Annotated in this window: 19 protein-coding genes; 13 read left to right on the top strand and 6 right to left on the bottom strand. The window is 59.4% G+C overall.

All coding sequences use genetic code 11. The features are described 5' to 3' along the window. Positions 1-192 precede the first annotated feature (192 nt). On the top strand, positions 193-1338 hold the full coding sequence (gene pdxB, locus AB1J88_RS02040) for a 4-phosphoerythronate dehydrogenase PdxB (RefSeq protein ID WP_222018811.1): 1146 nt from the start codon (positions 193-195) through the stop codon (positions 1336-1338). A 204-nt stretch (positions 1339-1542) separates the two neighbouring features. Here the strand turns inward: pdxB and AB1J88_RS02045 are convergent, their stop codons facing one another. Beyond that, positions 1543-1722, bottom strand: coding sequence for a PA1571 family protein (locus AB1J88_RS02045; RefSeq protein WP_027611439.1), 180 nt, complete (start codon positions 1720-1722; stop codon positions 1543-1545). A 256-nt stretch (positions 1723-1978) separates the two neighbouring features. Between AB1J88_RS02045 and AB1J88_RS02050 the strand changes: the two genes are divergently transcribed. Beyond that, positions 1979-3757, top strand: coding sequence for an ABC transporter transmembrane domain-containing protein (locus AB1J88_RS02050; RefSeq protein WP_222018812.1), 1779 nt, complete (start codon positions 1979-1981; stop codon positions 3755-3757). Positions 3758-3840: 83 nt separating this feature from the next. On the opposite strand, the gene AB1J88_RS02055 is transcribed toward AB1J88_RS02050, so the two are convergent. Beyond that, positions 3841-5769, bottom strand: a complete 1929-nt coding sequence (locus AB1J88_RS02055; protein WP_430290067.1) for a transglycosylase SLT domain-containing protein — start codon at positions 5767-5769, stop codon at positions 3841-3843. Between the two features lie 214 nt (positions 5770-5983). Here AB1J88_RS02055 and AB1J88_RS02060 point away from each other — a divergent pair, with 214 nt between their 5' ends. Next, positions 5984-7906, top strand: coding sequence for an ATP-binding cassette domain-containing protein (locus tag AB1J88_RS02060; RefSeq protein WP_430290068.1), 1923 nt, complete (start codon positions 5984-5986; stop codon positions 7904-7906). 181 nt (positions 7907-8087) lie between these two features. Here AB1J88_RS02060 and AB1J88_RS02065 read toward each other — a convergent pair whose 3' ends face one another. Beyond that, a complete protein-coding gene (locus AB1J88_RS02065; protein ID WP_041069017.1) occupies positions 8088-8525 on the bottom strand; it encodes a universal stress protein in 438 nt (145 codons plus the stop codon). Positions 8526-8628: 103 nt separating this feature from the next. Here AB1J88_RS02065 and AB1J88_RS02070 point away from each other — a divergent pair, with 103 nt between their 5' ends. From AB1J88_RS02070 to AB1J88_RS02100, 7 genes are all read left to right on the top strand, one after another. Further along, positions 8629-9066 carry a hypothetical protein gene (locus tag AB1J88_RS02070; RefSeq protein WP_222018815.1) on the top strand — a complete coding sequence of 146 codons (438 nt, stop codon included), beginning with the start codon at positions 8629-8631 and terminating at the stop codon, positions 9064-9066. Between the two features lie 539 nt (positions 9067-9605). Then, complete coding sequence (gene fadB / locus AB1J88_RS02075; RefSeq protein ID WP_041069011.1) at positions 9606-11753, top strand: fatty acid oxidation complex subunit alpha FadB; 2148 nt, start codon at positions 9606-9608, stop codon at positions 11751-11753. 29 nt (positions 11754-11782) lie between these two features. Further along, on the top strand, positions 11783-12958 hold the full coding sequence (gene fadA, locus AB1J88_RS02080; protein WP_100847813.1) for an acetyl-CoA C-acyltransferase FadA: 1176 nt from the start codon (positions 11783-11785) through the stop codon (positions 12956-12958). A 99-nt stretch (positions 12959-13057) separates the two neighbouring features. Further along, complete coding sequence (locus AB1J88_RS02085; RefSeq protein ID WP_041069004.1) at positions 13058-13294, top strand: DUF1653 domain-containing protein; 237 nt, start codon at positions 13058-13060, stop codon at positions 13292-13294. A 114-nt stretch (positions 13295-13408) separates the two neighbouring features. Then, the gene (topA, locus tag AB1J88_RS02090; RefSeq protein WP_041069001.1) at positions 13409-16039 is read left to right on the top strand and encodes a type I DNA topoisomerase; all 2631 of its coding nucleotides are present in this window, start codon (positions 13409-13411) and stop codon (positions 16037-16039) included. Between the two features lie 144 nt (positions 16040-16183). Further along, on the top strand, positions 16184-16708 hold the full coding sequence (locus AB1J88_RS02095; protein WP_222018816.1) for a DUF6586 family protein: 525 nt from the start codon (positions 16184-16186) through the stop codon (positions 16706-16708). A 106-nt stretch (positions 16709-16814) separates the two neighbouring features. Continuing rightward, the gene (locus AB1J88_RS02100; protein ID WP_003226592.1) at positions 16815-17048 is read left to right on the top strand and encodes a hypothetical protein; all 234 of its coding nucleotides are present in this window, start codon (positions 16815-16817) and stop codon (positions 17046-17048) included. A gap of 94 nt (positions 17049-17142) precedes the next feature. Here the strand turns inward: AB1J88_RS02100 and sulA are convergent, their stop codons facing one another. Both sulA and lexA read right to left on the bottom strand, forming a co-directional pair. Beyond that, the gene (gene sulA / locus AB1J88_RS02105; RefSeq protein WP_041068994.1) at positions 17143-17616 is read right to left on the bottom strand and encodes an SOS-induced cell division inhibitor SulA; all 474 of its coding nucleotides are present in this window, start codon (positions 17614-17616) and stop codon (positions 17143-17145) included. A gap of 10 nt (positions 17617-17626) precedes the next feature. Next, the gene (lexA, locus tag AB1J88_RS02110) at positions 17627-18235 is read right to left on the bottom strand and encodes a transcriptional repressor LexA (protein ID WP_003226590.1); all 609 of its coding nucleotides are present in this window, start codon (positions 18233-18235) and stop codon (positions 17627-17629) included. 229 nt (positions 18236-18464) lie between these two features. Here lexA and AB1J88_RS02115 point away from each other — a divergent pair, with 229 nt between their 5' ends. The 3 genes from AB1J88_RS02115 (at position 18465) to AB1J88_RS02125 (ending at position 21091) form a co-directional block, all read left to right on the top strand. Further along, the gene (locus AB1J88_RS02115; protein WP_007961819.1) at positions 18465-19172 is read left to right on the top strand and encodes a TetR/AcrR family transcriptional regulator; all 708 of its coding nucleotides are present in this window, start codon (positions 18465-18467) and stop codon (positions 19170-19172) included. Positions 19173-19330: 158 nt separating this feature from the next. After that, positions 19331-20341, top strand: coding sequence for a beta-N-acetylhexosaminidase (gene nagZ / locus AB1J88_RS02120; RefSeq protein WP_430290069.1), 1011 nt, complete (start codon positions 19331-19333; stop codon positions 20339-20341). 12 nt (positions 20342-20353) lie between these two features. Next, complete coding sequence (locus AB1J88_RS02125; RefSeq protein WP_198758589.1) at positions 20354-21091, top strand: S-methyl-5'-thioinosine phosphorylase; 738 nt, start codon at positions 20354-20356, stop codon at positions 21089-21091. Between the two features lie 140 nt (positions 21092-21231). Here AB1J88_RS02125 and AB1J88_RS02130 read toward each other — a convergent pair whose 3' ends face one another. Next, complete coding sequence (locus AB1J88_RS02130) at positions 21232-23922, bottom strand: DEAD/DEAH box helicase (protein WP_430290070.1); 2691 nt, start codon at positions 23920-23922, stop codon at positions 21232-21234. Positions 23923-23924: the final 2 nt, after the last annotated feature.

Below are 23924 nucleotides of genomic sequence, written 5' to 3' on the forward strand. Positions count from 1 at the left end.
CGCAGGGCGCCGCATTCTACGCCGCTGACGCTTTGGTCAGGAAAAATCCTCTGTTGCGGATTTGTAATCTGTAGGAGCTGCCGCAGGCTGCGATCTTTTGATCTCGATCTCGATCTTGAAAAACAAAATCAAAAGATCGCAGCCTGCGGCAGCTCCTACAGTTAAACTGCCGATCCGCCCAAGGAGCCCGCCATGCTGATTGTTGCCGACGAAAATATCCCCCTGCTCGATGCCTTTTTTGCCGGTTACGGCGAGATCCGCCGGGTGCCGGGCCGTGCCATCGACCGTGCGACGGTCGAGCAGGCCGATGTGTTGCTGGTGCGCTCGGTGACTAACGTCAATCGTGCTTTGCTCGAAGGCAGCAAAGTGCGTTTCGTCGGCACTTGCACTATCGGCACCGATCATCTGGATCTCGATTATTTCGCCGAGGCCGGCATCACCTGGTCCAGCGCGCCCGGTTGCAATGCGCGAGGTGTGGTCGATTATGTGCTCGGCAGTCTGATGACCCTGGCGGAAATCGAAGGCGTTGAATTGCCGCAACGTACTTATGGGGTAATCGGTGCCGGTGAAGTCGGCGGCCGGTTGATCAAGGTCCTCAAGGGCCTGGGCTGGAATGTCAAAGTCTGCGACCCGCCGCGTCAGGCCGTCGAGGGGGGCGATTACGTCAGTCTTGAGCAGATCATCGAGCAGTGCGACGTGATCAGCCTGCACACGCCGCTGACCCGTATCGGCGCAGGCGCGACCTGGCATCTGTTCGATGAGCCGCGTCTGCAACAGCTCAAACCGGGTACCTGGCTGATCAACGCCGCTCGTGGCCCCGTGGTGGATAACGCTGCGTTGCGCACCGTGCTGCTGGCGCGTGAAGACCTGCAAGCGGTGCTCGACGTGTGGGAAGCCGAGCCTGAAGTCGATGTCGACCTCGCCGAACTCTGCGTGCTGGCCACGCCGCACATTGCCGGTTACAGCCTCGATGGTAAACAGCGCGGCACGGCGCAGATTTATCAGGCTTATTGCGAATTTATCGGTCAGACGCCGAGCATCCAGCTCAGTGACTTGCTACCGGCACCGTGGCTGTCAGAAGTGACCTTGCACGCCGACAGCGATCCGGCCTGGGCACTGGCGATGTTGTGCCGTGGCGTATACGACCCGCGCCGCGATGACGCGGATTTTCGTCGCAGTCTTGTAGGCAATGTCGCGGAACAGCGTGCGGCATTCGATGTGTTGCGCAAGCAGTACCCGGTGCGGCGCGAGATCGAGGGACTGAAGGTGCGGATCGACGGTGATTCGCCGCAGTTGCAACAGATTGTGGCGGCGCTGGGGGCGGTTGCGGTTCAATAACAGGTCGGCCCTTTCGCGAGCAGGCTCGCTCCCACAGTGTTTGCCCTGACCCTGTAGGAGCTGCCGAAGGCTGCGATCTTTTGATTTTGTTTTTTGAAGGCAAGATCAAAAGATCGCAGCCTGCGGCAGCTCCTACAGAGAGCAGAACGGCAGGCAGAAAAAACCCGGCCAAACAGGGGCCGGGTCAGGAAGACGGTGGCTATATCACTTTTGTTCGGCAGGCTTGACCAATCGCTTCTCCAGCTCGCGGCACGCGTCCTGGATCATGTCTTCAGTGATCGGTACTTCACGCCCATCCTTGTCGATAATCGAGCAACCCAGAGGTTGGCCGGGCTTGGTGCGGATCACTTGAATCTTGTCATCGCTGCTGTGTTGCAAGGACATGGCCTGTCTCCTCATCAGGTTGTGCACGTAGATTAAAACCGCCACGTGACCAGGCTGTGACAACACCCTTGGGTCTGTCAAAAGCGGCATCTCCACTCCAACAGAAATGACCGCTCGTCTCAACCGGGACATTAGACCAATAGCAACTATGGCCTAGTCTTTGGGGGCATATTTAACCTGACTCATTGTGATTTACAGAGTTCCGCCCCATAGAAGGTTTAGGCTAGCCCTTTCATCAACACGGATGTGTACCTGAATGATCTCGAAGCTTTCTTCCCGGCACCGTCGAGCGCTGAGTCTGACCAGCCGGTTTCTGGCGCCTTATCGTTGGCAAGTCTGCGCTGCGCTGTTGGCGTTGATCGTCACGGCGGCCGTTACTTTGTCGATGGGGCAGGGGATCAAATTGCTGGTCGATCGGGGCTTCATGACGCAGTCGCCGCATCAACTGAACCAGAGCATCGGTATCTTCATGCTGATGGTGTTGGGCCTGGCGATTGGCACCTTCGCGCGGTTTTACTGGGTATCGTGGATCGGCGAGCGAGTTGTCGCAGATATCCGGCGCGAGGTGTTCAACCATCTGGTCTATCTGCATCCCGGCTTTTACGAGAATAACCGCAGTTCGGAGATTCAATCACGGCTGACCGCCGACACGACGTTGCTGCAATCGGTGATCGGCTCGTCGCTCTCCATGTTTCTGCGCAACCTGTTGATGGTGATCGGCGGAGTAGTGCTGCTGTTCGTGACCAATCCGAAACTCACCAGCATCGTGGTGATCGCCTTGCCCTTCGTGGTCGCGCCGATTCTGATTTTCGGTCGGCGCGTGCGCAATCTGTCGCGGTTGAGTCAGGATCGGGTCGCCGACATCGGCAGCTACGTTTCCGAGACGCTCGGGCAGATCAAAACCGTTCAGGCCTATAACCATCAGGTGCAGGATGAACGCCGTTTCGCCACGACGGTCGAGGAGGCGTTTGATACTGCGCGCAAACGGATCTTTCAGCGCTCCTGGATGATTACCGTGGTGATCGTGCTGGTGCTCGGCGCGGTGGCGGTGATGTTGTGGGTCGGCGGCATGGACGTGATAGCCGGGCGCATTACCGGGGGTGAACTGGCGGCATTCGTTTTCTACAGCCTGATCGTCGGCAGTGCCATTGGTACGTTGAGCGAGGTCATCGGCGAGTTACAGCGTGCGGCGGGTGCTGCCGAGCGCATCGCGGAACTGCTCAATTCGCAGAACATCATCCAGCCACCGACCCTCGGGCTGGTGACGTTGCCAGAACGGATCAAGGGCGAGCTGCAATTGCAGAATGTGCACTTTTCCTACCCGTCGCGTCCGGACAGCTATGCCATCAGCGGCTTGAGCCTGACCATCAGGGCTGGTGAAACCCTGGCCCTTGTCGGGCCTTCCGGCGCCGGTAAATCCACGGTGTATGACTTGTTGTTGCGCTTCTACGACCCACTTGAAGGCCGGATCCTGATTGACGGGGTGCCGCTGACCAGCCTCGATCCGCTGGATCTGCGGCGCAATTTCGCCCTGGTCTCGCAATCGCCAGCGCTGTTTTTCGGCAGCGTCGAAGAGAATATTCGTTACGGCAATGCCGACGCGACACTGGAGCAGGTCAAGGAAGCGGCAAGAATTGCTCACGCCCATGACTTCATCGAGAAGATGCCCAACGGTTATCAGACTCATCTGGGGGACGCTGGCCTCGGCCTTTCCGGCGGCCAGCGTCAACGCCTGGCGATCGCCCGCGCGTTGCTGGTGGATGCGCCGATTCTGCTGCTGGACGAAGCCACCAGCGCTCTCGATGCCCAGAGCGAACATCTGATTCAGGAAGCGTTGCCAAGTCTGATGCACAACCGCACCACGCTGGTGATTGCGCATCGCCTGGCCACGGTGAAGAACGCCGACCGGATCGCCGTGATGGATCAGGGCCGATTGGTCGCAATCGGTACGCATCAGGAGCTGATCGTGAGCAATCCACTGTATGCGCGGCTGGCGGCGTTGCAGTTCAACGACGGGCATGCGATGGCGGTGTAGAACTGCCGAAGCCTTTCCTGGCAGCAAAAAAATGCCCGCATCGATGGATGCGGGCATTTTTCATTTCAGGTATTCAGCACCTGTCACTGATCGTCGAAATACCGCTCGTGCCAATCCACCAGCGGCTGCGGCGAATTGAGTTTCTGCCCGTAGATCACCGAGTACGACAGCACGTTCTGCACGTACTGGCGGGTTTCGTCGAACGGGATGCTTTCCACCCACACATCGAAGCTCAGGTGATCGGCGCCGCGCAGCCACTGGCGCACGCGGCCGGGACCGGCGTTGTAGGCGGCGGAGGCCAGGACGCGGTTGCCGTTGAACTGGCTGTGCACCTGGCTCAGGTAAGCGGCGCCGAGCTGGATGTTCTTGTCCGGATCGAGCACTTGCTGCGGCGAGGCCAGCGGAATGCTGAACTTGCGCGCGGTTTCCTTGGCGGTGCCGGGCATCAACTGCATCAGGCCGCTGGCGCCGACGCCGGAGCGGGCGTCATCCATGAACGCGCTTTCCTGGCGGGTGATGGCGAACACCCAGCTCGAATGCAGGCCGCGCGTCTTGGCTTCACGCACCAAGGTGTCGCGGTGGGCCATCGGGAAGCGGATATCCAGGTCGTCCCAGTATTGCGCCTGACTGATGGTGCGGATGGCCGGGAAATACCATTTCAGGTCGTAAGCCAGTTTGGCCTGGGCAACCATTTCGTCACGATTGAAATGGCGGCTGACGTGATACCACTCGCGGCGCCCGTCGACGATCTGCCCGCGCGCATGGAATTCCAGAGCGCGACGCACACCGGGGGTATTACGCACTTTGTTGATGGTGGCCTGGCTGAGTACCAGCGGCTTGTTCATCAGCGAGTAAGGCAGTTGCGAGCGGTCGGCAGCGAGGAAACCGTAGAAGTCGCGTTCCTTCGCCAGATTCTTGTACAGGGTTTGCGCTTCCGGGTTCTGCGGTTGCGCCAGTTCCAGGCTGCGGGCCTGCCAGTAACGCCAGCGGTTGGTGGTCGCCAGATCCTGTGGCAGGCGCCGAGTCAACTGATACGCATCGTCCCAGCGTGCCAGTCGCAGCAGCAAACGCAGGCGCCATTCGGACACGGTGTTGTCACGCAGCTCCGGATCGTATTTGGTCATCACGTCCAGCGCGCGGCTGTCGAAACGCCGGGCCAGGGTCAGGCCGATTTCCCGGGCAATCGCGACTTTTTCGTCACGGGAAAAATGCATGCTGCTGGCGTATCCGTCGAGCAGGGCCATGGCCTTGTCCGGGTCCTGACGGGCGAGGCGGCGCAGGCCGAGGCTGACCACGTCGGACATCGGCTCGTCAGCGGGAGTGAAGCGCGACGGCTGATTGAGCAGTTCGGGTTTCTGCGCCACATCCACCAGCAGCCGACCGCGCGGGGCGAGGGTGGTGAGGCCGTTGACCAGGCTGTTGGCCAGTGGATAGTTGCGCGCCTGGGCGGCAAGTTTGGTGCGCTCCCAGCGTTTCTGCTCGGTCAACTGGCCATCGGCGGCCCAGATCCCGAACAACCCGTCACAGGCGGCCGGTTGCGATTTGCCGGTCAGCCACAGTTTGTCGGCGTTGGCATAGCCCTCGGCCTTGTGGCCGCTGCTGATCTGGTACTGCGCATTGAGGCAGTCCAGTTCGGTGAAGTTGAGTTTCGGGTCGTAATACTTGACGAAAGTTGCCCAGTCGCCACGGTCGGCGAGCCAGCGCAACCAGCGCAGTTTCATCCAGTTGGCCTGTGGAAGGTCGCCGTGCTCGGCGAGGAATTTCTCGATTTCCTCATTACTGGCGGTTTTCAGACGCGCGGTCAGTTCGTCGTAAGCCAGGTACGGTTCCAGCGGGTAATCGGCCAAGGCCTGGCTGTAACGAAAGTACGGGCCGGTATCGCCCTTGGCCAGTGCGCGCTTGGCTTCATCGTAATACTGGCGTTGGGTCGACAGGTCCACCGCCTGGGCGGATTGAGCGGCAGCGGCGGTAAGTAGCAAACAGGACAAGACACTGAAAAGGCGACTGCGCATGAGACATCCGGGCAGAGAAATCATGACAAGCACCGGCCGCGGCCAGCACTGAATTGTCTGTAGCTTAGCCTTTTGCCAGCAACGGGCGAAAGCTTTGCCGGTCTCGCAGCACAAGTTCGCAACAAATGTTGTGCAGAGTGCTTCAGCAGACAAATTGCCGGCCTGCTGAGGGGCTAACTCAGGTAGAATGCGCGCCCGGTTTTTGGAGAAGCTCATGACCCTGCTCAAATTCAGCGATGTGTCCCTTGCATTCGGCGCGATGCCGTTGTTGGACAAGGTGTCCTGGCAGATCGCCCGTGGTGAGCGGGTGTGCATCATCGGCCGCAACGGCACTGGCAAATCCAGCATGATGAAACTGGTCAAGGGCGACCAGAAGCCCGATGACGGCTCGGTGTGGCGTGCCCCCGGTCTGAAAATCGGTGAATTGCCGCAAGAGTTGCCGGTGGCCGACGGGCGGACGGTATTCGACGTGGTTGCCGAGGGGCTGGACGGTGTTGGCGCCTTGCTCGCCGAATACCATCACCTGAGCCAGAACATCGTCACCGACGCCGATCTGGACAAGCTGATGCACGTTCAGCACGACCTCGAAGCCCGTGACGGCTGGCGTTTGCAGACGCTGGTCGACAGCACCCTGAGTCGCCTGCAACTGCCGGCCGACAAGACTCTTGCCGAGTTGTCCGGCGGCTGGCGTCGCCGCGTGCTGCTGGCGCAGGCGCTGGTGTCCGAACCGGATCTGCTGCTGCTCGACGAACCGACCAACCACCTGGACATCGGTGCGATTGCCTGGCTCGAAGAAGCCCTGAAGGATTTCCAGGGCGCCGTGCTGTTCATCACGCACGACCGTTCTTTCCTGCAGAACCTCGCCACGCGCATCCTCGAACTGGATCGCGGCGGTCTGATCGACTGGAACGGCGACTACGCCAGCTTCCTCGTGCATAAAGAAGCCGCGCTGGCTGCTGAAGAAACCGCCAACGCGCTGTTCGACAAACGTCTGGCTCAGGAAGAAGTGTGGATCCGTCAGGGCATCAAGGCCCGTCGCACCCGTAACGAAGGCCGTGTGCGTGCCCTGAAAGCCTTGCGCGTTGAGCGCAGCGAACGTCGTGAACGTACCGGCAAGGCGAATATCCAGCTGGAAACGGCCGAGAAGTCCGGCAAACAAGTGATGGTCCTGGACAACGTCAGCTTCCATCACCCGGACGGTCCGTACCTGATCAAGGACTTCTCGATGGTCCTGCAGCGTGGCGACCGTATCGGTCTGCTGGGCGCCAACGGTACCGGCAAGACCACTCTGCTCAAGCTGATGCTCAACGGTCTGCAACCGACCAGCGGCAAAGTGGAAGAGGGCACCCGGATCGATGTCGCCTACTTCGATCAGTTGCGTCATCAGCTCGATCTGGAAAAGACCGTGATCGACAACGTCGCCGAAGGTCGCGACTTCATCGAAATCGATGGCCAGAGCCGCCACGTCCTGAGCTACCTCGGCGACTTCCTGTTCAGCCCGCAGCGTGCGCGCACGCCGGTGAAGGCGCTGTCCGGTGGCGAGCGTGCACGTCTGTTGCTGGCCAAACTGTTCAGCAAACCGGCGAACCTGCTGGTACTCGATGAACCGACCAACGACCTCGACGTCGAGACTCTCGAACTGCTCGAAGAAGTACTGCTGACGTTCAACGGCACGGTGCTGATGGTCAGTCACGACCGGGCATTCCTCGACAACGTGGTCACCAGCACTCTGGTCTTCGAAGGTGAAGGCAAGGTCCGTGAATATGTCGGCGGTTATCAGGACTGGATCCGTCAGGGCGGCTCGCCGCGCCTGTTGGGCGTGACCGAGAGCAAGTCGGGCAAGGCTGATCTGAACTCGGCGGTGGTCACTGCTGAGCCTGCACCCGGTGCCGCGCCTGCTGCTGCAGCGCCGGCCGCCAAGAAGAAGCTGAGCTACAAGCTGCAGCGTGAGCTGGAAGCGCTGCCGGGCGACATTGATGCCAAGGAACAGCAGATCGCTGCGGTCGAGGCGGAAATGGCCGAAGCCGGTTTCTACCAGCGTCCGCCAGCAGAAACGGCCAAGGTGATTGCTTCGCTGGAGCAGTTGCAGGCTGAGCTGGATGCGCTGGTGGAGCGTTGGGCCGAGCTGGATGCCTGATTGATCCGGCAACAAAAAAGCCCGACGCTCAGTGATGAGCGCCGGGCTTTTCATATGCGGATATAGGTGAAGATTCCAATGTGGGAGCGAGCTTGCTCGCGAAAGCGGTATGTCAGGTAGCATCAATGTTGAATGTGCCGACGCCTTCGCGAGCAAGCTCGCTCCCACAGGGTTTTGTGTTTCAGCGTTTGATCAGGTGCACCGCGAGCACATCGCAAGGGGCGCCATGCAACACGTCGTTGGCTGTGGAGCCCAGCAATAGCGCCAGACCGTGGCGGCCATGGCTGCCGACCACGATCAGATCGCAGAGATTTTCCTTGGCGAAATGATGGATTTCCTGACGTGGCTGGCCATAGGTCAGGTGGCAATTGGCACCCTCGAGTTCGGCATATTTGGCTTTCAGGCGCTCTAGACGTTCCTTGGCCTGATCGAACTGCTGCTGTTGCAGTTGTGACAGATCCATCGGTACATCGCCGCCGAACGCCATCGCCATCGGTTCGACGATATGCACCAGCGACAGCTTGGCGCCATTGCTCGTCGACAGCTCTCGGGCGCGGTGAATCACAGGGTCGCACTCTTCGGTCAGATCTACGGCGACCAGGATATGGGAGTAGGGCATGAGGTGCTCCTTGTGACGGTTCAATAGTGTTAAGTATGGCTGGTTTCAAGCGCATTGGTTCCAGAGTGACACAATGCGCTCACCTTAAGTCGGGAGTAGAGATATGACGGTCTGGTTGGTGGTGTCAATCCTGCTGGTGGTTCTGAGTCCACTGGCATGGTTGCGCCCGTCGCGCGTACAGAGCGGCCGGATGGCCCTGCGCATGGAGGCGCGGCGCATCGGGCTGGCCATGCAGCTGGCGCCTCAGGAGTGGCCGCACTGGCTGTCGCAGGAGCCGCCCAGCCCGTGTGCGCAATATCATCGGCCACGGCGTGGCAGCCAGCCAGCGTGCTGGAGTTACTGGCAGAAATCGCCGGGAGTATGGGTCAATCAATGGCAGGAAGTCTGCGAGGATCGGTTGCTGCTCGATTATTTCGAAAAGTTGCCGGGCAATGTGTTCAAGGTTGAGGCCGACAAGCAGATGATCGCCTTGTACTGGGGCGAGAAGGGCGAGGCCAAGGTTTTGCAGGATATCGACGCGACTCTGAAAGCGCTGGCCTGAACCCCGGATTTTTCCCACTGCAACGGTAGGGAGCGTCCGGTAGACGGACAATAAAAAGCCCGACATGATTCATCGGGCGGGGGTGGCCAGGCAGGCCGGAAATTCTTTTTGACGTTGATTCGTGGTGCTCCGGTCAGCAAACGTGCGCCTGTTTTCCTTCGTCGTCCAGCGAGCGTAGCCTGTTAAACAAGGCTTGCAGCGAATTAGGGCGACATTTCTAACTATTAATCTTATGAATACCCTCACATGCAAGCATGTGTCGGCGGCTGCGTCTTACAGAAATGACCGCAAAGTCGCATTTCAACCCGTATTTAGGGCGATTGACAATTGTCGGAAATTCCGTGAAGGTGGCGTACCCAAATCAAACGGGCGTATGAATTGAGCGTTTGTCTTACAGACTGCTCCTACAGAATCCCGACTATCGCGTTGGCGGGTGTGCCGGGTGGATTGGCGTCAGCATCGACGAAAAAGCGTCCTGCCGAGCCATTTACCTGCGTCCGACGTGTACTGTTCAGCTTCCATATCGTGGAGATCAGTTGATGATTTACGAAGGTAAAGCCATCACGGTTAAAGCTCTTGAAAGTGGCATCGTCGAATTGAAATTCGACCTCAAGGGTGAGTCCGTCAACAAGTTCAACCGTCTTACCCTGAACGAACTGCGTCAGGCCGTGGACACCATCAAGGCAGATGCTTCGATCAAGGGCGTGATCGTCAGCAGTGGCAAGGACGTGTTCATCGTCGGCGCCGACATCACCGAATTTGTCGACAACTTCAAGCTGCCGGATGCCGAGCTGGTTGCTGGCAATCTCGAAGCCAACAAGATCTTCAGCGATTTCGAAGACCTCAACGTTCCGACCGTGGCCGCGATCAACGGCATCGCCCTGGGTGGCGGTCTGGAAATGTGCCTGGCGGCGGATTACCGCGTCATGTCGACCAAGGCCAAGATCGGTCTGCCGGAAGTCAAACTGGGCATCTACCCAGGCTTCGGCGGTACCGTGCGTCTGCCGCGCCTGATCGGCGTCGATAACGCCATCGAGTGGATTGCCGCCGGCAAGGAAAACCGTCCTGAAGACGCGCTGAAAGTCAGCGCCGTCGATGCTGTGGTGGCTCCAGAGAAGCTGCAGGAAGCTGCCCTTGAACTGATCAAGCGCGCAATTTCCGGCGAGTTCGATTACAAGGCCAAGCGTCAGCCAAAACTTGAAAAACTCAAGTTGAACGCCATTGAACAAATGATGGCTTTCGAAACCGCCAAAGGTTTCGTGGCAGGGCAAGCTGGCCCGAATTACCCGGCGCCGGTTGAAGCGATCAAGACCATCCAGAAAGCCGCGAACTTCGGTCGTGACAAGGCGCTGGAAGTCGAAGCAGCAGGTTTCGTCAAGCTGGCCAAGACCTCTGCCGCGCAGAGTCTGATTGGCCTGTTCCTGAACGATCAGGAACTGAAGAAGAAGGCCAAGGCCTACGACGAAATCGCCAAGGACGTGAAGCAGGCTGCGGTACTGGGTGCTGGCATCATGGGTGGCGGTATCGCCTATCAGTCGGCCTCCAAAGGCACGCCGATCCTGATGAAAGACATCAACGAGCACGGTATCGAGCAGGGTCTGGCCGAAGCCGCCAAGCTGCTGGTGGGCCGCGTTGACAAAGGCCGCATGACCGCTGCGAAAATGGCTGAAGTGCTCAACGGCATTCGTCCGACCCTGTCCTACGGCGACTTCGGTCACGTCGACCTGGTTGTTGAAGCCGTGGTCGAGAACCCGAAGGTCAAGCAAGCCGTGCTGGCTGAAGTCGAAGACAAGGTCAAAGAGGACACCATCCTCGCGTCCAACACGTCGACCATTTCCATCAGCCTGCTGGCCAAGGCCCTCAAGCGTCCGGAAAACTTCGTCGGCATGCACTTCTTCAACCCGGTGCACATGATGCCGCTGGTGGAAGTCATCCGTGGCGAGAAGTCCAGTGAGCTGGCAATTGCCACCACCGTTGCCTACGCCAAGAAAATGGGCAAGAACCCGATCGTTGTCAACGACTGCCCGGGCTTCCTGGTCAACCGCGTTCTGTTCCCGTATTTCGGCGGTTTCGCCAAGCTGGTCAGCGCCGGTGTGGATTTCGTCCGCATCGACAAGGTCATGGAAAAATTCGGCTGGCCGATGGGCCCGGCATACCTGATGGACGTGGTCGGCATCGACACCGGTCACCACGGTCGTGACGTGATGGCTGACGGCTTCCCGGATCGCATGAAGGATGACCGTCGTTCGGCAGTCGACGTGCTTTACGAAGCCAAACGTCTGGGCCAGAAGAATGGCAAGGGCTTCTACGCCTACGAGACCGACAAGAAAGGCAAGCAGAAGAAGGTGGCCGATCCGTCGGTGCTGGAAGTGCTCAAGCCGATCGTTTACGAGCAGCGCGAAGTCACTGACGAAGACATCATCAACTGGATGATGATCCCGCTGTGCCTGGAAACCGTGCGTTGCCTGGAAGACGGCATCGTTGAAACTGCCGCCGAAGCCGACATGGGTCTGGTTTACGGTATCGGTTTCCCTCCATTCCGTGGCGGTGCGCTGCGCTACATCGATTCGATCGGTGTTGCCGAGTTCGTTGCCCTGGCTGACCAGTACGCTGATTTGGGCGCGCTGTACCACCCGACCGCGAAGCTGCGCGAAATGGCCAAGAACGGCCAGAGCTTCTTCGGTTAAGCGCCCCCAACTAGAGTGAGAGTGAACTTATGAGCTTGAATCCTAGAGACGTCGTGATTGTCGACTTCGGTCGTACTCCGATGGGCCGCTCCAAGGGCGGCATGCACCGCAACACCCGCGCCGAAGACATGTCGGCGCACCTGATCAGCAAACTGCTGGAACGCAACGCCAAGGTCGATCCTGCTGAAGTCGAGGACGTGATCTGGGGCTGTGTGAACCAGACCCTGGAGCAGGGCTGGAACATCGCGCGCATGGCGTCGCTGATGACCCAGATCCCGCACACCTCGGCCGGCCAGACCGTCAGCCGTCTGTGCGGCTCGTCGATGAGCGCCCTGCACACCGCTGCGCAAGCGATCATGACCGGTAACGGTGACGTATTCGTGGTTGGCGGCGTCGAGCATATGGGTCACGTGAGCATGATGCACGGTGTCGATCCGAACCCGCACATGTCGCTGTACGCGGCGAAAGCCTCGGGCATGATGGGTCTGACCGCGGAAATGCTTGGCAAGATGCACGGCATCACCCGTGAGCAGCAGGACGCCTTTGGCGTGCGCTCCCACCAGCTCGCCCATAAGGCGACGGTGGAAGGCAAGTTCAAAGACGAAATCATCCCGATGCAGGGTTACGACGAAAACGGCTTCCTGAAGCTGTTCGACTACGACGAAACCATTCGTCCGGAAACCACTCTGGAAAGTCTGGCGGCCCTCAAGCCTGCCTTCAATCCGAAAGGTGGCACCGTGACTGCCGGTACTTCGTCGCAGATCACCGATGGTGCTTCGTGCATGATCGTGATGTCGGCGCAACGTGCACAGGACCTGGGGATCCAGCCGATGGCCGTGATCCGTTCGATGGCGGTGGCGGGTGTGGATCCGGCGATCATGGGCTATGGTCCAGTGCCGGCTACACAAAAAGCCCTGAAGCGTGCGGGCCTCGGCATCAACGATATCGACTTCTTCGAGCTCAACGAAGCTTTCGCTGCACAGGCCCTGCCAGTGCTGAAAGATCTGAAAGTGCTCGACAAGATTAACGAGAAGGTTAACCTGCACGGCGGCGCGATCGCCCTGGGTCACCCGTTCGGTTGCTCCGGTGCCCGTATTTCCGGCACTTTGCTGAACGTGATGAAGCAGAATAGCGGCACCTTCGGGGTGGCCACTATGTGCATTGGTCTCGGCCAAGGCATCTCCACCGTCTTCGAACGCGTTTAAGCGTCTCGTCGATGGAAGCCGGGGCCAAGTGCCCCGGTTTTTGTTTTTGTGGATTTATTTTTGTATTTATTTTGAAAAAATTTGAGTGAGGGCCGAAGCATGCCGATACAACCTGGGCTCTACCAACATTACAAGGGGCCGCAGTACCGCGTATTCAGTGTGGCGCGGCATTCCGAGACCGAGGAAGAAGTGGTCTTTTACCAAGCCCTGTATGGCGATTACGGCTTCTGGGTACGCCCTTTGAGCATGTTCGTCGAGTCGGTCGAGGTTGACGGCGAGCAGGTGCCACGCTTTGCTTTGGTGCAAGCCGAACCGAGCCTTTTTTCCAAGCCATGAGGCGAGTGCGCACAGAACCCTGTGCTTGACCTCACCTTGTAGCCACTATATATAGCGGTGCCGCGTCAGGCGCCAACCGCCTTTCACTTCTAGAATTCAGGAATTTTCTGATCCATGGGCAAATCGCTGGTCATTGTGGAATCCCCGGCTAAGGCCAAGACCATCAACAAGTATCTGGGCAACCAATACGTGGTGAAGTCGAGTATCGGCCATATCCGAGACCTGCCCACCAGCGGTTCGGCTAGCGCCAGCAAAGAGCCGGCCGCCAAGCGCGGCAAGGCCGCCGCGGGCGAAGGGCCGGTGCTCACGCCGAAAGAGAAGGCGCGCAAGCAACTGGTTTCGCGCATGGGTGTCGATCCGGAACATGGCTGGAAAGCCCAGTACGAGATCCTTCCGGGTAAAGAGAAGGTCATCGAAGAGCTGCGCCGGCTCGCCAAGGATGCTGACACCATCTATCTCGCAACCGACTTGGATCGCGAGGGGGAAGCCATTGCCTGGCACCTGCGCGAAGCCATCGGTGGTGACGACAGCCGCTACAAGCGCGTGGTGTTCAACGAAATCACCAAGAAAGCGATTCAGGAAGCGTTCTCCGAGCCGGGCGAACTGGACATCGATCGTGTGAATGCCCAGCAGGCGCGTCGTTTCCTCGACCGCGTTGTGGGTTACATGGTCTCGCCACTGCTGTGGGCCAAGATCGCCCGTGGCCTGTCGGCCGGTCGCGTGCAATCGGTTGCCGTGAAGCTGGTGGTCGAGCGTGAGCGTGAAATCCGTGCGTTCAACCCGGAAGAGTACTGGGAAGTGCACGCTGATCTTGGCACCGCCAAGGGCTCGACTGTACGTTTCGAAGTGGCGCGCGAGAAGGGCGAGGCCTTCAAGCCGCTGAACGAAGCCCAGGCCACGGCCGCGCTGGAGAAACTCAAGTCCTCCAGCTACAGCATCGTCAAGCGCGAAGACAAGCCGACCAGCAGCAAGCCGTCGGCGCCATTCATCACGTCCACCCTGCAGCAAGCCGCGAGCAATCGTCTGGGCTTCGGCGTGAAGAAAACCATGATGATGGCCCAGCGTCTGTATGAAGCCGGCTACATCACTTATATGCGTACCGACTCGACCAATCTTTCGGCCGATGCCGTGGCGATGGCGCGCACCTACATCGAAGACGAGTTCGGCAAGAAGTACCTGCCGGAAACGCCGAATGTCTACAGCAGCAAAGAAGGCGCACAAGAGGCTCACGAAGCGATTCGTCCTTCCGATGCCAACACTACGCCAAGCAAGCTTGCAGGTATGGAGCGTGATGCTGAGCGCCTTTACGAGCTGATCTGGCGCCAGTTCCTTGCTTGCCAGATGCTGCCGGCGCAGTACCTGTCGACCACTGTCAGCGTCGCTGCTGGCGACTTTGAGCTGCGCGCCAAGGGCCGCATCCTCAAGTTCGACGGTTACACCCGCGTTCTGCCGCAGATCGCCAAGCCTGGCGATGACGACGTTCTGCCCGACATGGCGCAGGGCGATGTAATGAAGCTGATCAAGCTTGATCCGTCGCAGCACTTCACCAAGCCGCCAGCGCGTTACTCCGAAGCGAGCCTGGTGAAAGAAATGGAAAAACGCGGTATCGGTCGTCCTTCGACCTATGCAGCCATCATTTCGACCATTCAGGATCGCGGCTACGTGACCCTGCACAACCGTCGTTTCTACTCGGAAAAGATGGGCGATATCGTCACCGAGCGTCTGTCGGAGAGCTTCTCGAACCTCATGGACTACGGCTTCACCGCCGGCATGGAAGAGAACCTCGATGATGTAGCTCAGGGTGAGCGTGACTGGAAAAACGTGCTGGACGAGTTCTACGGCGACTTCAAGAAGAAGCTTGAAGTGGCGGAGAACCCGGACAATGGCATGCGTGCCAACCAGCCCGTGATGACCGACATTCCGTGCACCACATGCGGTCGTCCGATGCAGATCCGTACCGCATCGACCGGTGTGTTCCTTGGCTGCTCGGGTTACAGCCTGCCGCCGAAGGAGCGCTGCAAGGCCACCGTCAACCTGGTGCCAGGCGACGAGATTGCCGCGGACGACGAGGGCGAGTCGGAGTCGTTGGTTCTGCGTGGCAAGCATCGCTGCCCGATCTGCAGTACGGCGATGGACGCCTACCTGCTTGATGAGAAGCGCAAACTGCACATCTGCGGTAACAATCCGGATTGCGCGGGCTACGAAATCGAAGAGGGCAACTATCGCATCAAGGGCTATGAAGGTCCGAGCCTGGAGTGCGACAAGTGCGGCAGCGAGATGCAGCTCAAGACCGGCCGTTTCGGCAAGTTCTTCGGTTGCACCAACCCAACTTGCAAGAACACCCGCAAACTGCTGAAGAGCGGTGATGCGGCGCCGCCGAAGATGGATCCGGTGAAGATGCCTGAGCTGAAATGCGAAAAGGTCAACGACACCTACATCCTGCGCGACGGAGCTTCCGGTCTGTTCCTGGCAGCCAGTCAGTTCCCGAAAAACCGCGAGACCCGTGCTCCACTGGTGATCGAGATTCTGCCGCACAAGGACGAGATCGATCCGAAGTACCACTTCCTGTGCGAAGCGCCGCAGAAGGATCCTGATGGTCTGCCAGCGGTCATCCGCTACAGCCGCAAGACCAAGGAGCAATACGTGCAGACCGAAGTAGACGGCAAGCCTACCGGCTGGAAGGCGTACTACGATGGTGGTAAATGGACTGTTGAAGACAAGCGCACGAAAGCCAAGGCTGAGTAAGCGTTAGCCTGATACAAAAAAGGCCGCATGATAACCCTCGGGTTTTCATGCGGCCTTTTTGTTTTGTGCTTGCGGTCGGATCCGTTGATCCATGACACTGTCGGGTCTGTGTGACGCAATTATTTCGCTGTGGAGACTGCCGGCATGGCGCACGAACTCTATACCCGCACCAATCAGAAAATCTATTTCGCCGGCCTGTCGCTGGAGGCTCTGGCTCGTGCCGAAGAGGGACGAGCGATGAATTCGCTGGCGCTGATCCAGGCTGGGCGTGAATCAGCGTTATTTCACCTCTACGGCGCGCTTTTGGGGCTCTGCCATGAGATCGCCGGTTTCTATCGTCTGCCTCAAGCCAATGCGGCGCGAGCAGAAGTGTTGTTGAATCGTGACGTCCTGGAATCGATTGCAATCCCTGAGCTGGCCGAGATGGTGGAGCTGGCCGGTAACCCTGAAACCTGGCTGGCGAAACTGCTGGCGGCGCATTCGGCGTTGTTCCAGCCGCCACGGGTGCCACAGAAGCCCAAGGGCGATGTGACGCAGCCATTGATTCAGGCCATTAATCTCGATGAGGAAGAGGCGCCGCAGGAGTTGAGTCGCGAAGAGCTGGAGAGCTGGCGGCAGAATCTCAAAGGTCTGGCGATCCGCTTTCGCGAAGGTCTGAACGAATGCTGATGGGTGTTGGTACGGTGGCAATCTGAAACATGCTGCTGGTCAAGATCCCGAGCGAAGCCCGAATGATGTCTATATAATCCCTGCCTTTCGTGGAGAACAGACCTATATGCCAACGTCCTTTCTAGAAATTGTCGAGTTACCAGACGGCCGAATCGAACTGCGCAGGGCTGAGGACGAGGGTTCTCTGGTGACGCTGGATTTCTCCGAGGATGCCAAGGCGTTCCTGCAAGGCCAGCACGTGGAAATCGCCAAGGCGATGTTAAGCGTCGGCGTACAGATGGCCGGTCGTATGGTCGAAGGCGAGTTTGATAAGGAAGAAGGGCCGCGGGTTCTTCACTGAGCCCCGCCTGTCGGCGATTGCCGCTATCGCATCAGATCGGCTTCTCTGTCCCTGGAGAAGCCATGCGCTTCACACAGCGCGCGTTACCAGTGAATCAACCCAGTCGAATGTTCAGGCTCTGAGCGTCGCCCGTGCGGGCTGCGCCGATCAGCTGTTGCCGGGAACTTGTGTTCAGTGGGTTGAGCCATGTCACCACTGTGTGGCTGCGGCCCAGACGCAGCGCTTCACACGCCAGTTGCTGAGCGCTTTGCGCGCCACGTGGTTGCAGCAGCAGAATGCGTTCACGGTTCAGGCCAGCCTCTCGCAGCCAGGTTTGCGTCAGGCTGGCGGGTGGGGCGATCAGCGTCAGCCAGCGCGCGTCCTGATCCTCGCTCAGTTCGCGAAGGATCGGGGCTAGCAGGTTCAGGCAGTTCCCGGCCGCACCGCGCAGTGACAGCTCACTGAACACTTCCGGTTCGGCAATCCATGGGCGCTCGACGACATCTTTCAGGATCGGCGCCATCGGTTGTGCCAGAAACGCTTCGAATAAAGGCAGTTGTGTTTGCTGAGGTGTGTGTGGGAACTGCATAAAGCCTCCTTTAGCGGCGGATGACGCCGACACTCAAGCCTTCGATCACCAGTTCCTGATCTTTCAGGTCGACTTCGATAGGGGCGAACTCAGGGTTTTCGGCAATCAGCCAGACTTTGCTGCCTTCGCGTTTGAAGCGCTTGACGGTCACTTCATCGCCGATCCGTGCAACCACGACCTGGCCATTGCGTGCTTCGCGAGTAGTGTGAACCGCCAGCAGGTCACCGTCGAAAATGCCGATGTCCTTCATGCTCATGCCGTGTACGCGCAACAGGTAGTCGGCTCGGGGATGGAAGAAGGCCGGGTTGATGTTGCAGGACTCTTCGATGTGCTGCTGGGCGAGGATCGGAGCACCGGCGGCGACCCGGCCAATGATTGGCAGGGTGGAGTCATCGGCCTTGGCTTCGAAGCCCGGGATGCGGATGCCCCGAGAAGCACCAGGCGTCATCTCGATGGCGCCTTTGCGGGCCAGGGCCTTGAGGTGCTCTTCAGCCGCGTTTGGCGACTTGAAACCCAGCTCCTGAGCGATTTCCGCGCGGGTTGGCGGGTAGCCGTTGTCTTCGAGGCAACGTTTGATAAAGGCCAGAATCTCGGCTTGGCGTGGCGTCAGCTTTAGCATATTGATCGCTCTGTCTTTTTATACAGTGACTGGGATTATATACAGTGAAGCGGTCTTGGCAATGCCCGTTTTTTTGCAGCCCGCCGGACGGTCGGCGGCCGTGCTTATTAAAGGAGCGGATGAGTGTGGTTAAATAGCTGACCGACCATTCCCAAAACGAACTGGCAGGCTTGACAAGGCACAGGCTGAAACGTATGTTTCAAACAAGTGTTTGTCAGGCGGAGTAGCCATGGCCCAGTCGGAAACCGTTGAACGCATTCTTGATGCTGCCGAGCAGTTGTTCGCGGAGAAAGGTTTCGCTGAAACCTCATTGCGTTTGATCACCAGCAAGGCCGGGGTAAACCTGGCGGCGGTGAATTATCATTTCGGCTCCAAGAAAGCCCTGATCCAGGCGGTTTTCTCACGCTTCCTCGGCCCCTTCTGCATCAGCCTCGATAAAGAATTGGAACGGCGTCAGGCCAAGCCGGAAAACAAGCCGACGCTTGAAGAGCTGCTGGAGATCCTCGTCGAACAAGCGCTCGTGGTGCAGCCACGCAGCGGTAACGACCTGTCGATCTTCATGCGTTTGCTCGGTCTGGCATTCAGCCAGAGCCAAGGTCACCTGCGTCGTTACCTGGAAGACATGTACGGCAAGGTGTTCCGCCGCTACATGCTGCTGGTCAACGAAGCGGCTCCGCGCATCCCGCCAATCGAGCTGTTCTGGCGCGTGCACTTCATGCTCGGCGCTGCGGCGTTCAGCATGTCCGGGATCAAGGCCTTGCGCGCGATTGCCGAGACCGATTTCGGCGTCAACACGTCGATCGAACAGGTGATGCGCCTGATGGTGCCGTTCCTTGCCGCCGGCATGCGTGCCGAAACCGGTGTCACCGACCCGGCGATGGCGACTGCGCAGCTTCGCCCGCGCAGCAAATCGACTCCGGTGGCCGCCAAGGTTTAACCGCACACGGGTGGGCGCGGCAGTTTACATCCGCTAAGCTAGCCGCCCATGCCGACTCTCGTTCTGAACCCGAAATCCAAAGAAATTGCCGACCTGCCGAGCATTGCTCACGGTAGCGATTTCTTGCGGATCGGGTTTTTCGTTTTCAAGGAATTTCTATGACTGCTGGCCTGCAAGGCTCGTTGATGGTGGACGTCGCCGGTACCTGGCTGACGGCCGAGGATCGCCAATTGTTGCGTCAGCCCGAAGTGGGCGGCCTGATCATTTTTGCCCGCAACATTGAGCATCCACGCCAGGTGCGTGAGCTCAGCGCAGCCATTCGGGCAATTCGCCCGGACCTGTTGCTGGCGGTGGACCAGGAGGGCGGTCGCGTCCAGCGCCTGCGTCAGGGCTTCGTGCGCCTGCCGGCGATGCGCGCCATTGCCGACAACCCGAATGCCGAGTACCTCGCCGAGCAATGCGGCTGGATCATGGCCACTGAAGTGCTGGCGGTCGGCCTCGATCTGAGTTTCGCCCCGGTACTGGACCTGGATTACCAGCGCAGCGCCGTGGTCGGTACCCGTTCGTTCGAGGGTGATCCCGAGCGCGCCGCATTGCTCGCTGGAGCGTTTATTCGCGGCATGAACAGCGCCGGCATGGCTGCCACTGGCAAGCATTTCCCCGGTCACGGCTGGGCTGAAGCCGATTCCCACGTCGCGATCCCGAACGACGAGCGCAGCCTCGACGACATCCGCGCCAATGACCTCGTACCGTTCGCCAGGTTGAGCAAGCAGCTCGCGGCGGTCATGCCAGCGCACGTCATCTATCCGCAAGTCGATTCGCAACCTGCCGGCTTCTCCCGTCGCTGGTTGCAGGACATCCTGCGCGGCGAGTTGCAGTTCGACGGTGTGATCTTCAGCGACGACCTTTCAATGGCTGGCGCCCACGTGGTTGGCGATGCCGCCAGCCGTATCGAGGCCGCGTTGACTGCCGGCTGTGATATGGGGCTGGTGTGCAACGACCGCGCTGCTGCGGAACTTGCGCTCCGTGCCGCGCAACGGATGAAAGTCAAACCGTCCGCGCGCATCGCGCGCATGCGCGGGCAGGCGTTCGCCAGCACCGACTACCGTCAGGACCCGCGCTGGCTCACTGCAATCGGTGCGCTCAAAGACGCTCAACTGATCGATTAAGGATTTTTTGCTATGACGGTTTACGCAATCATTGGTGGCACCGGCCTGACTCAACTCGAAGGCTTGACCATTCGCCAATCGCTGGCGGTAGACACGCCCTATGGCGCGCCATCAGCCGACGTGCAGATCGGCGAATACGCTGGCAAGGAAGTGCTGTTCCTCGCCCGTCACGGCCATCCGCATCGCTTTCCGCCACACAAGGTCAACTACCGCGCCAACCTGTGGGCGCTGAAGCAGGCCGGCGCCGAGGCGATCATCGCGGTCAACGCGGTGGGCGGGATTCACCCGGCCATGGGCACCGGACATTTTTGTGTGCCGCATCAGATCGTCGACTACACCAGCGGTCGCGAACACACATTTTTCGCTGACGATCTGGAGCACGTCACCCACATCGATTTCAGCTTTCCTTACAGCGAGCCGCTGCGTCAGCAATTGATTGCGGCGGTGGCTGCCGAAGGTTGCGAATACAGTGATCAAGGCGTGTATGCCTGCACTCAGGGCCCGCGTCTGGAAACTGTGGCGGAGATCGTGCGACTGGAGCGCGATGGCTGCGACATCGTCGGCATGACCGGCATGCCGGAAGCAGCACTGGCCCGTGAGCTGGATCTGGATTACGCCTGTCTGGCGCTGGTGGTGAACCCGGCAGCGGGCAAGACCACCGAAGTGATCACCATGGCCGAGATCGAGCAGGCGCTGCATGACGGGATGGGCAAGGTGAAATCGACGCTGGCGCGAGTGCTAAAGGGCTGAGTCTGACCGAGACCGATTTGGCCCCATCGCTGGCAAGCCAGCTCCCACAGGTAGCGAGTTGAATCACAGTGTTGTGTTCGACTTATAACCTTGTGGGAGCTGGCTTGGCAGCAATAGCTCTCTAACTGGCAAGGAGGGGCTCAACGCTTGTCGAACTTATCCGGCAACGGCGCAAACAGCGCCTCCATATCATCGCTCTGCAGTTTCCAGTCCCCGGCCTTGCGCCCATCCAGCACGCCTGCTGCCAAGTCGGACTTTTCCTTCTGCAGGTGCTGAATTTTCTCTTCAACCGTGCCTCGGGCAATCATCTTGTAGACGAACACCGGTTTCTCCTGGCCGATTCGATACGCGCGGTCAGTCGCCTGATTCTCAGTGGCCGGGTTCCACCACGGGTCGTAATGAATCACTGTATCTGCTTCGGTCAGGTTCAAGCCGACACCGCCGGCCTTCAGACTAATCAGAAAAATCTGACGCTTGCCGCTCTGGAATTCCTTCACCGGCGTGCGCCGATCGCGGGTCTGGCCAGTCAACAGGGCGTAGGCCACGTTGCGTTTTTTCAGTTCGTCTTCAATCAGTGACAACATCGACGTGAACTGCGAGAACAGCAGAATTCGCCGACCTTCCTCGAACAACTCATCGAGCATTTCCATCAGACTGTCGAGCTTGCCGGAACTGCTGCCGCGAGCGGGCAGGGTGGCGTCGTTGACCAGGCGCAGGTCGCAGCAGACCTGACGCAGCTTGAGCAGGGCTTCAAGAATGATGATCTGGCTGCGCGCCACGCCCTTGCGAGTGATCTCGTCGCGGACTTTCTTGTCCATCGCCAGGCGCATGGTTTCGTACACGTCGCGCTGCGCTTCATTGAGCTCGACCCAGTGGATGATCTCGGTCTTCGGCGGCAGTTCGGTGGCCACTTGTTCTTTGGTCCGGCGCAGCAGAAACGGTTTTATCCGCCCATTGAGGTGCTGCAATCTGACTTCGCTGGCGCGTTTTTCGATCGGTACGCGGTAGTCGGCATTGAAACTTTTGACGTCGCCCAGCCAGCCCGGCAGCAGGAAATGAAACAACGACCACAACTCGCCGAGGTGATTTTCCAGTGGTGTACCGCTCAGGCACAGCCGTTGGCGAGCGTTGAGTTCGCGAGCGGCCTGCGCGGCTTTGCTGTTGGGGTTTTTGATGTACTGGGCTTCGTCCAGCACCAACACATGCAGGGGTTGTTGGGCGAGGCGTTCGACGTCCTTGGGCAGTAGCGCGTAGGTCGTCAGGATCAGGTCGAAGTCGGCCAGATGTTCGAAATGCTTTTTGCGACTGGCACCATACAGCGCCACCACTTTCAGTTGCGGCGTGAAGTGCGCGGCTTCGTCGAGCCAGTTCGGGATCAGGCTGGTGGGCATCACCACCATGCATGGCCGATCCAGGCGTCCGGCGTTTTTCTCACTGAGAATATGCGCCAGGGTCTGTAGGGTTTTACCCAGGCCCATGTCGTCCGCCAGAATCCCGCCGACCTCAAGCTGACGCAGGGACTGCATCCAGCTCAGGCCTTCGAGCTGATAAGGGCGCAACGTCGCGTTCAAACCCTTCGGTGCCTTGGCCGTGTAATCACGGATGTCGCGCAGGCGTTGGGCAAAGCTGCGGATCTGTTCGCCGCCTTCCCACAGCAGGGGAAGGCCTTCCAGTGAGTTGAGCCGCGTGGCGTCGGCCTTGCTCAGGCGCAGGGTGGTTTCGCCCGGCTCCTGCAAGTAAAACTCGCCCAGTGTCGCCAGCACCGGTTTCAGTCGGCCAAGGGGCAGGGCCACCTGCAGTGGCCCGTGCTCACTGTTGCGTTGCGGAATATTGACCAGAATCAGTTCGTCATCGCGTCGCCGCGCCAGGCGTTCCGGGTTGAGGATTTCGGTGTGCGAGCGCATCAGGTTGAGCAGGATCGGCAGCAGGCTCAGGCGTTCACCATTGACGATGATCCCCAGCTCCAGATCGAACCAGTCGCGCTCCGGCGCCTGTTCGACGGTGGCGTACCAGTCGTCGACGGCGGTCAGGTCGAAGCCGAATTCCTCGTCGATCTGCAATTCCCAACCTTGGGTGCGCAGCTTCGGCAATTCATTGAGGGTGAAGGTCAGCCAGGCGCTGTCGTTGACCATCTCGTACAGCTCGCCGGCGCTTTCCGGCAGGGCCTTGCTCTGGCGGGTGGCGATGCGAAAGCCGAGGATTCTTAACTGTTCGCGGTAGGACTGTTCCACTTCAGGATGGCGTTTTATCCGCAGCGTCTGGGTTTCCTGGCGGATCAGGATGTCGCTGTTTTTCTGCCCGCTGACGTACTCATCCAGATAGCTGAACGACAGCGCCGCGCGATGCTGGATGTAGCGCTGCATCTTGCCATTGCGCGGCTCGAATGCGCTGAACTCGACGCTCGCCAGCCACAGGCGCGGCAGCGGTTGCACGTTGTCCACCAGCACTTGCGGCGGCGCCTTGGGGCTGCGGTTCTCCAACACGGCCTGGAGTTTTTCCAGCAGTTCGGCGTCTTTTGCGGCGGCCGGGTATTCGAGGGTTGCCTGCACTTGCAGAAGTACCGCAGCGCAGTGCTTGCAGTTGTTGCGCACCGGGCAGGTACAGCTGGCGTCAACCAGCAGCAGGGTGCCTTTGGCTGACTCGCGCAGGTGAAGGGTCTGACGGTAGACGTTACCGCCAGAGCCTTCGCAACTGGCGGTGATGGTCGCATCGCCAACCTGCGCGATGCGTACCCGATTCTCCAGGGCGTAGCGGCGGCCACGCTCCAGGCTCTGTTCCTTGAATCGGCTGACCCAGGAGGGTGCCAACGGTTTACTCAGGGGCGGGGACATAA

It is taken from the genome of Pseudomonas sp. S8 (assembly GCF_050473925.1).
Classification (GTDB): Bacteria; Pseudomonadota; Gammaproteobacteria; order Pseudomonadales; family Pseudomonadaceae; genus Aquipseudomonas; species Aquipseudomonas parakoreensis.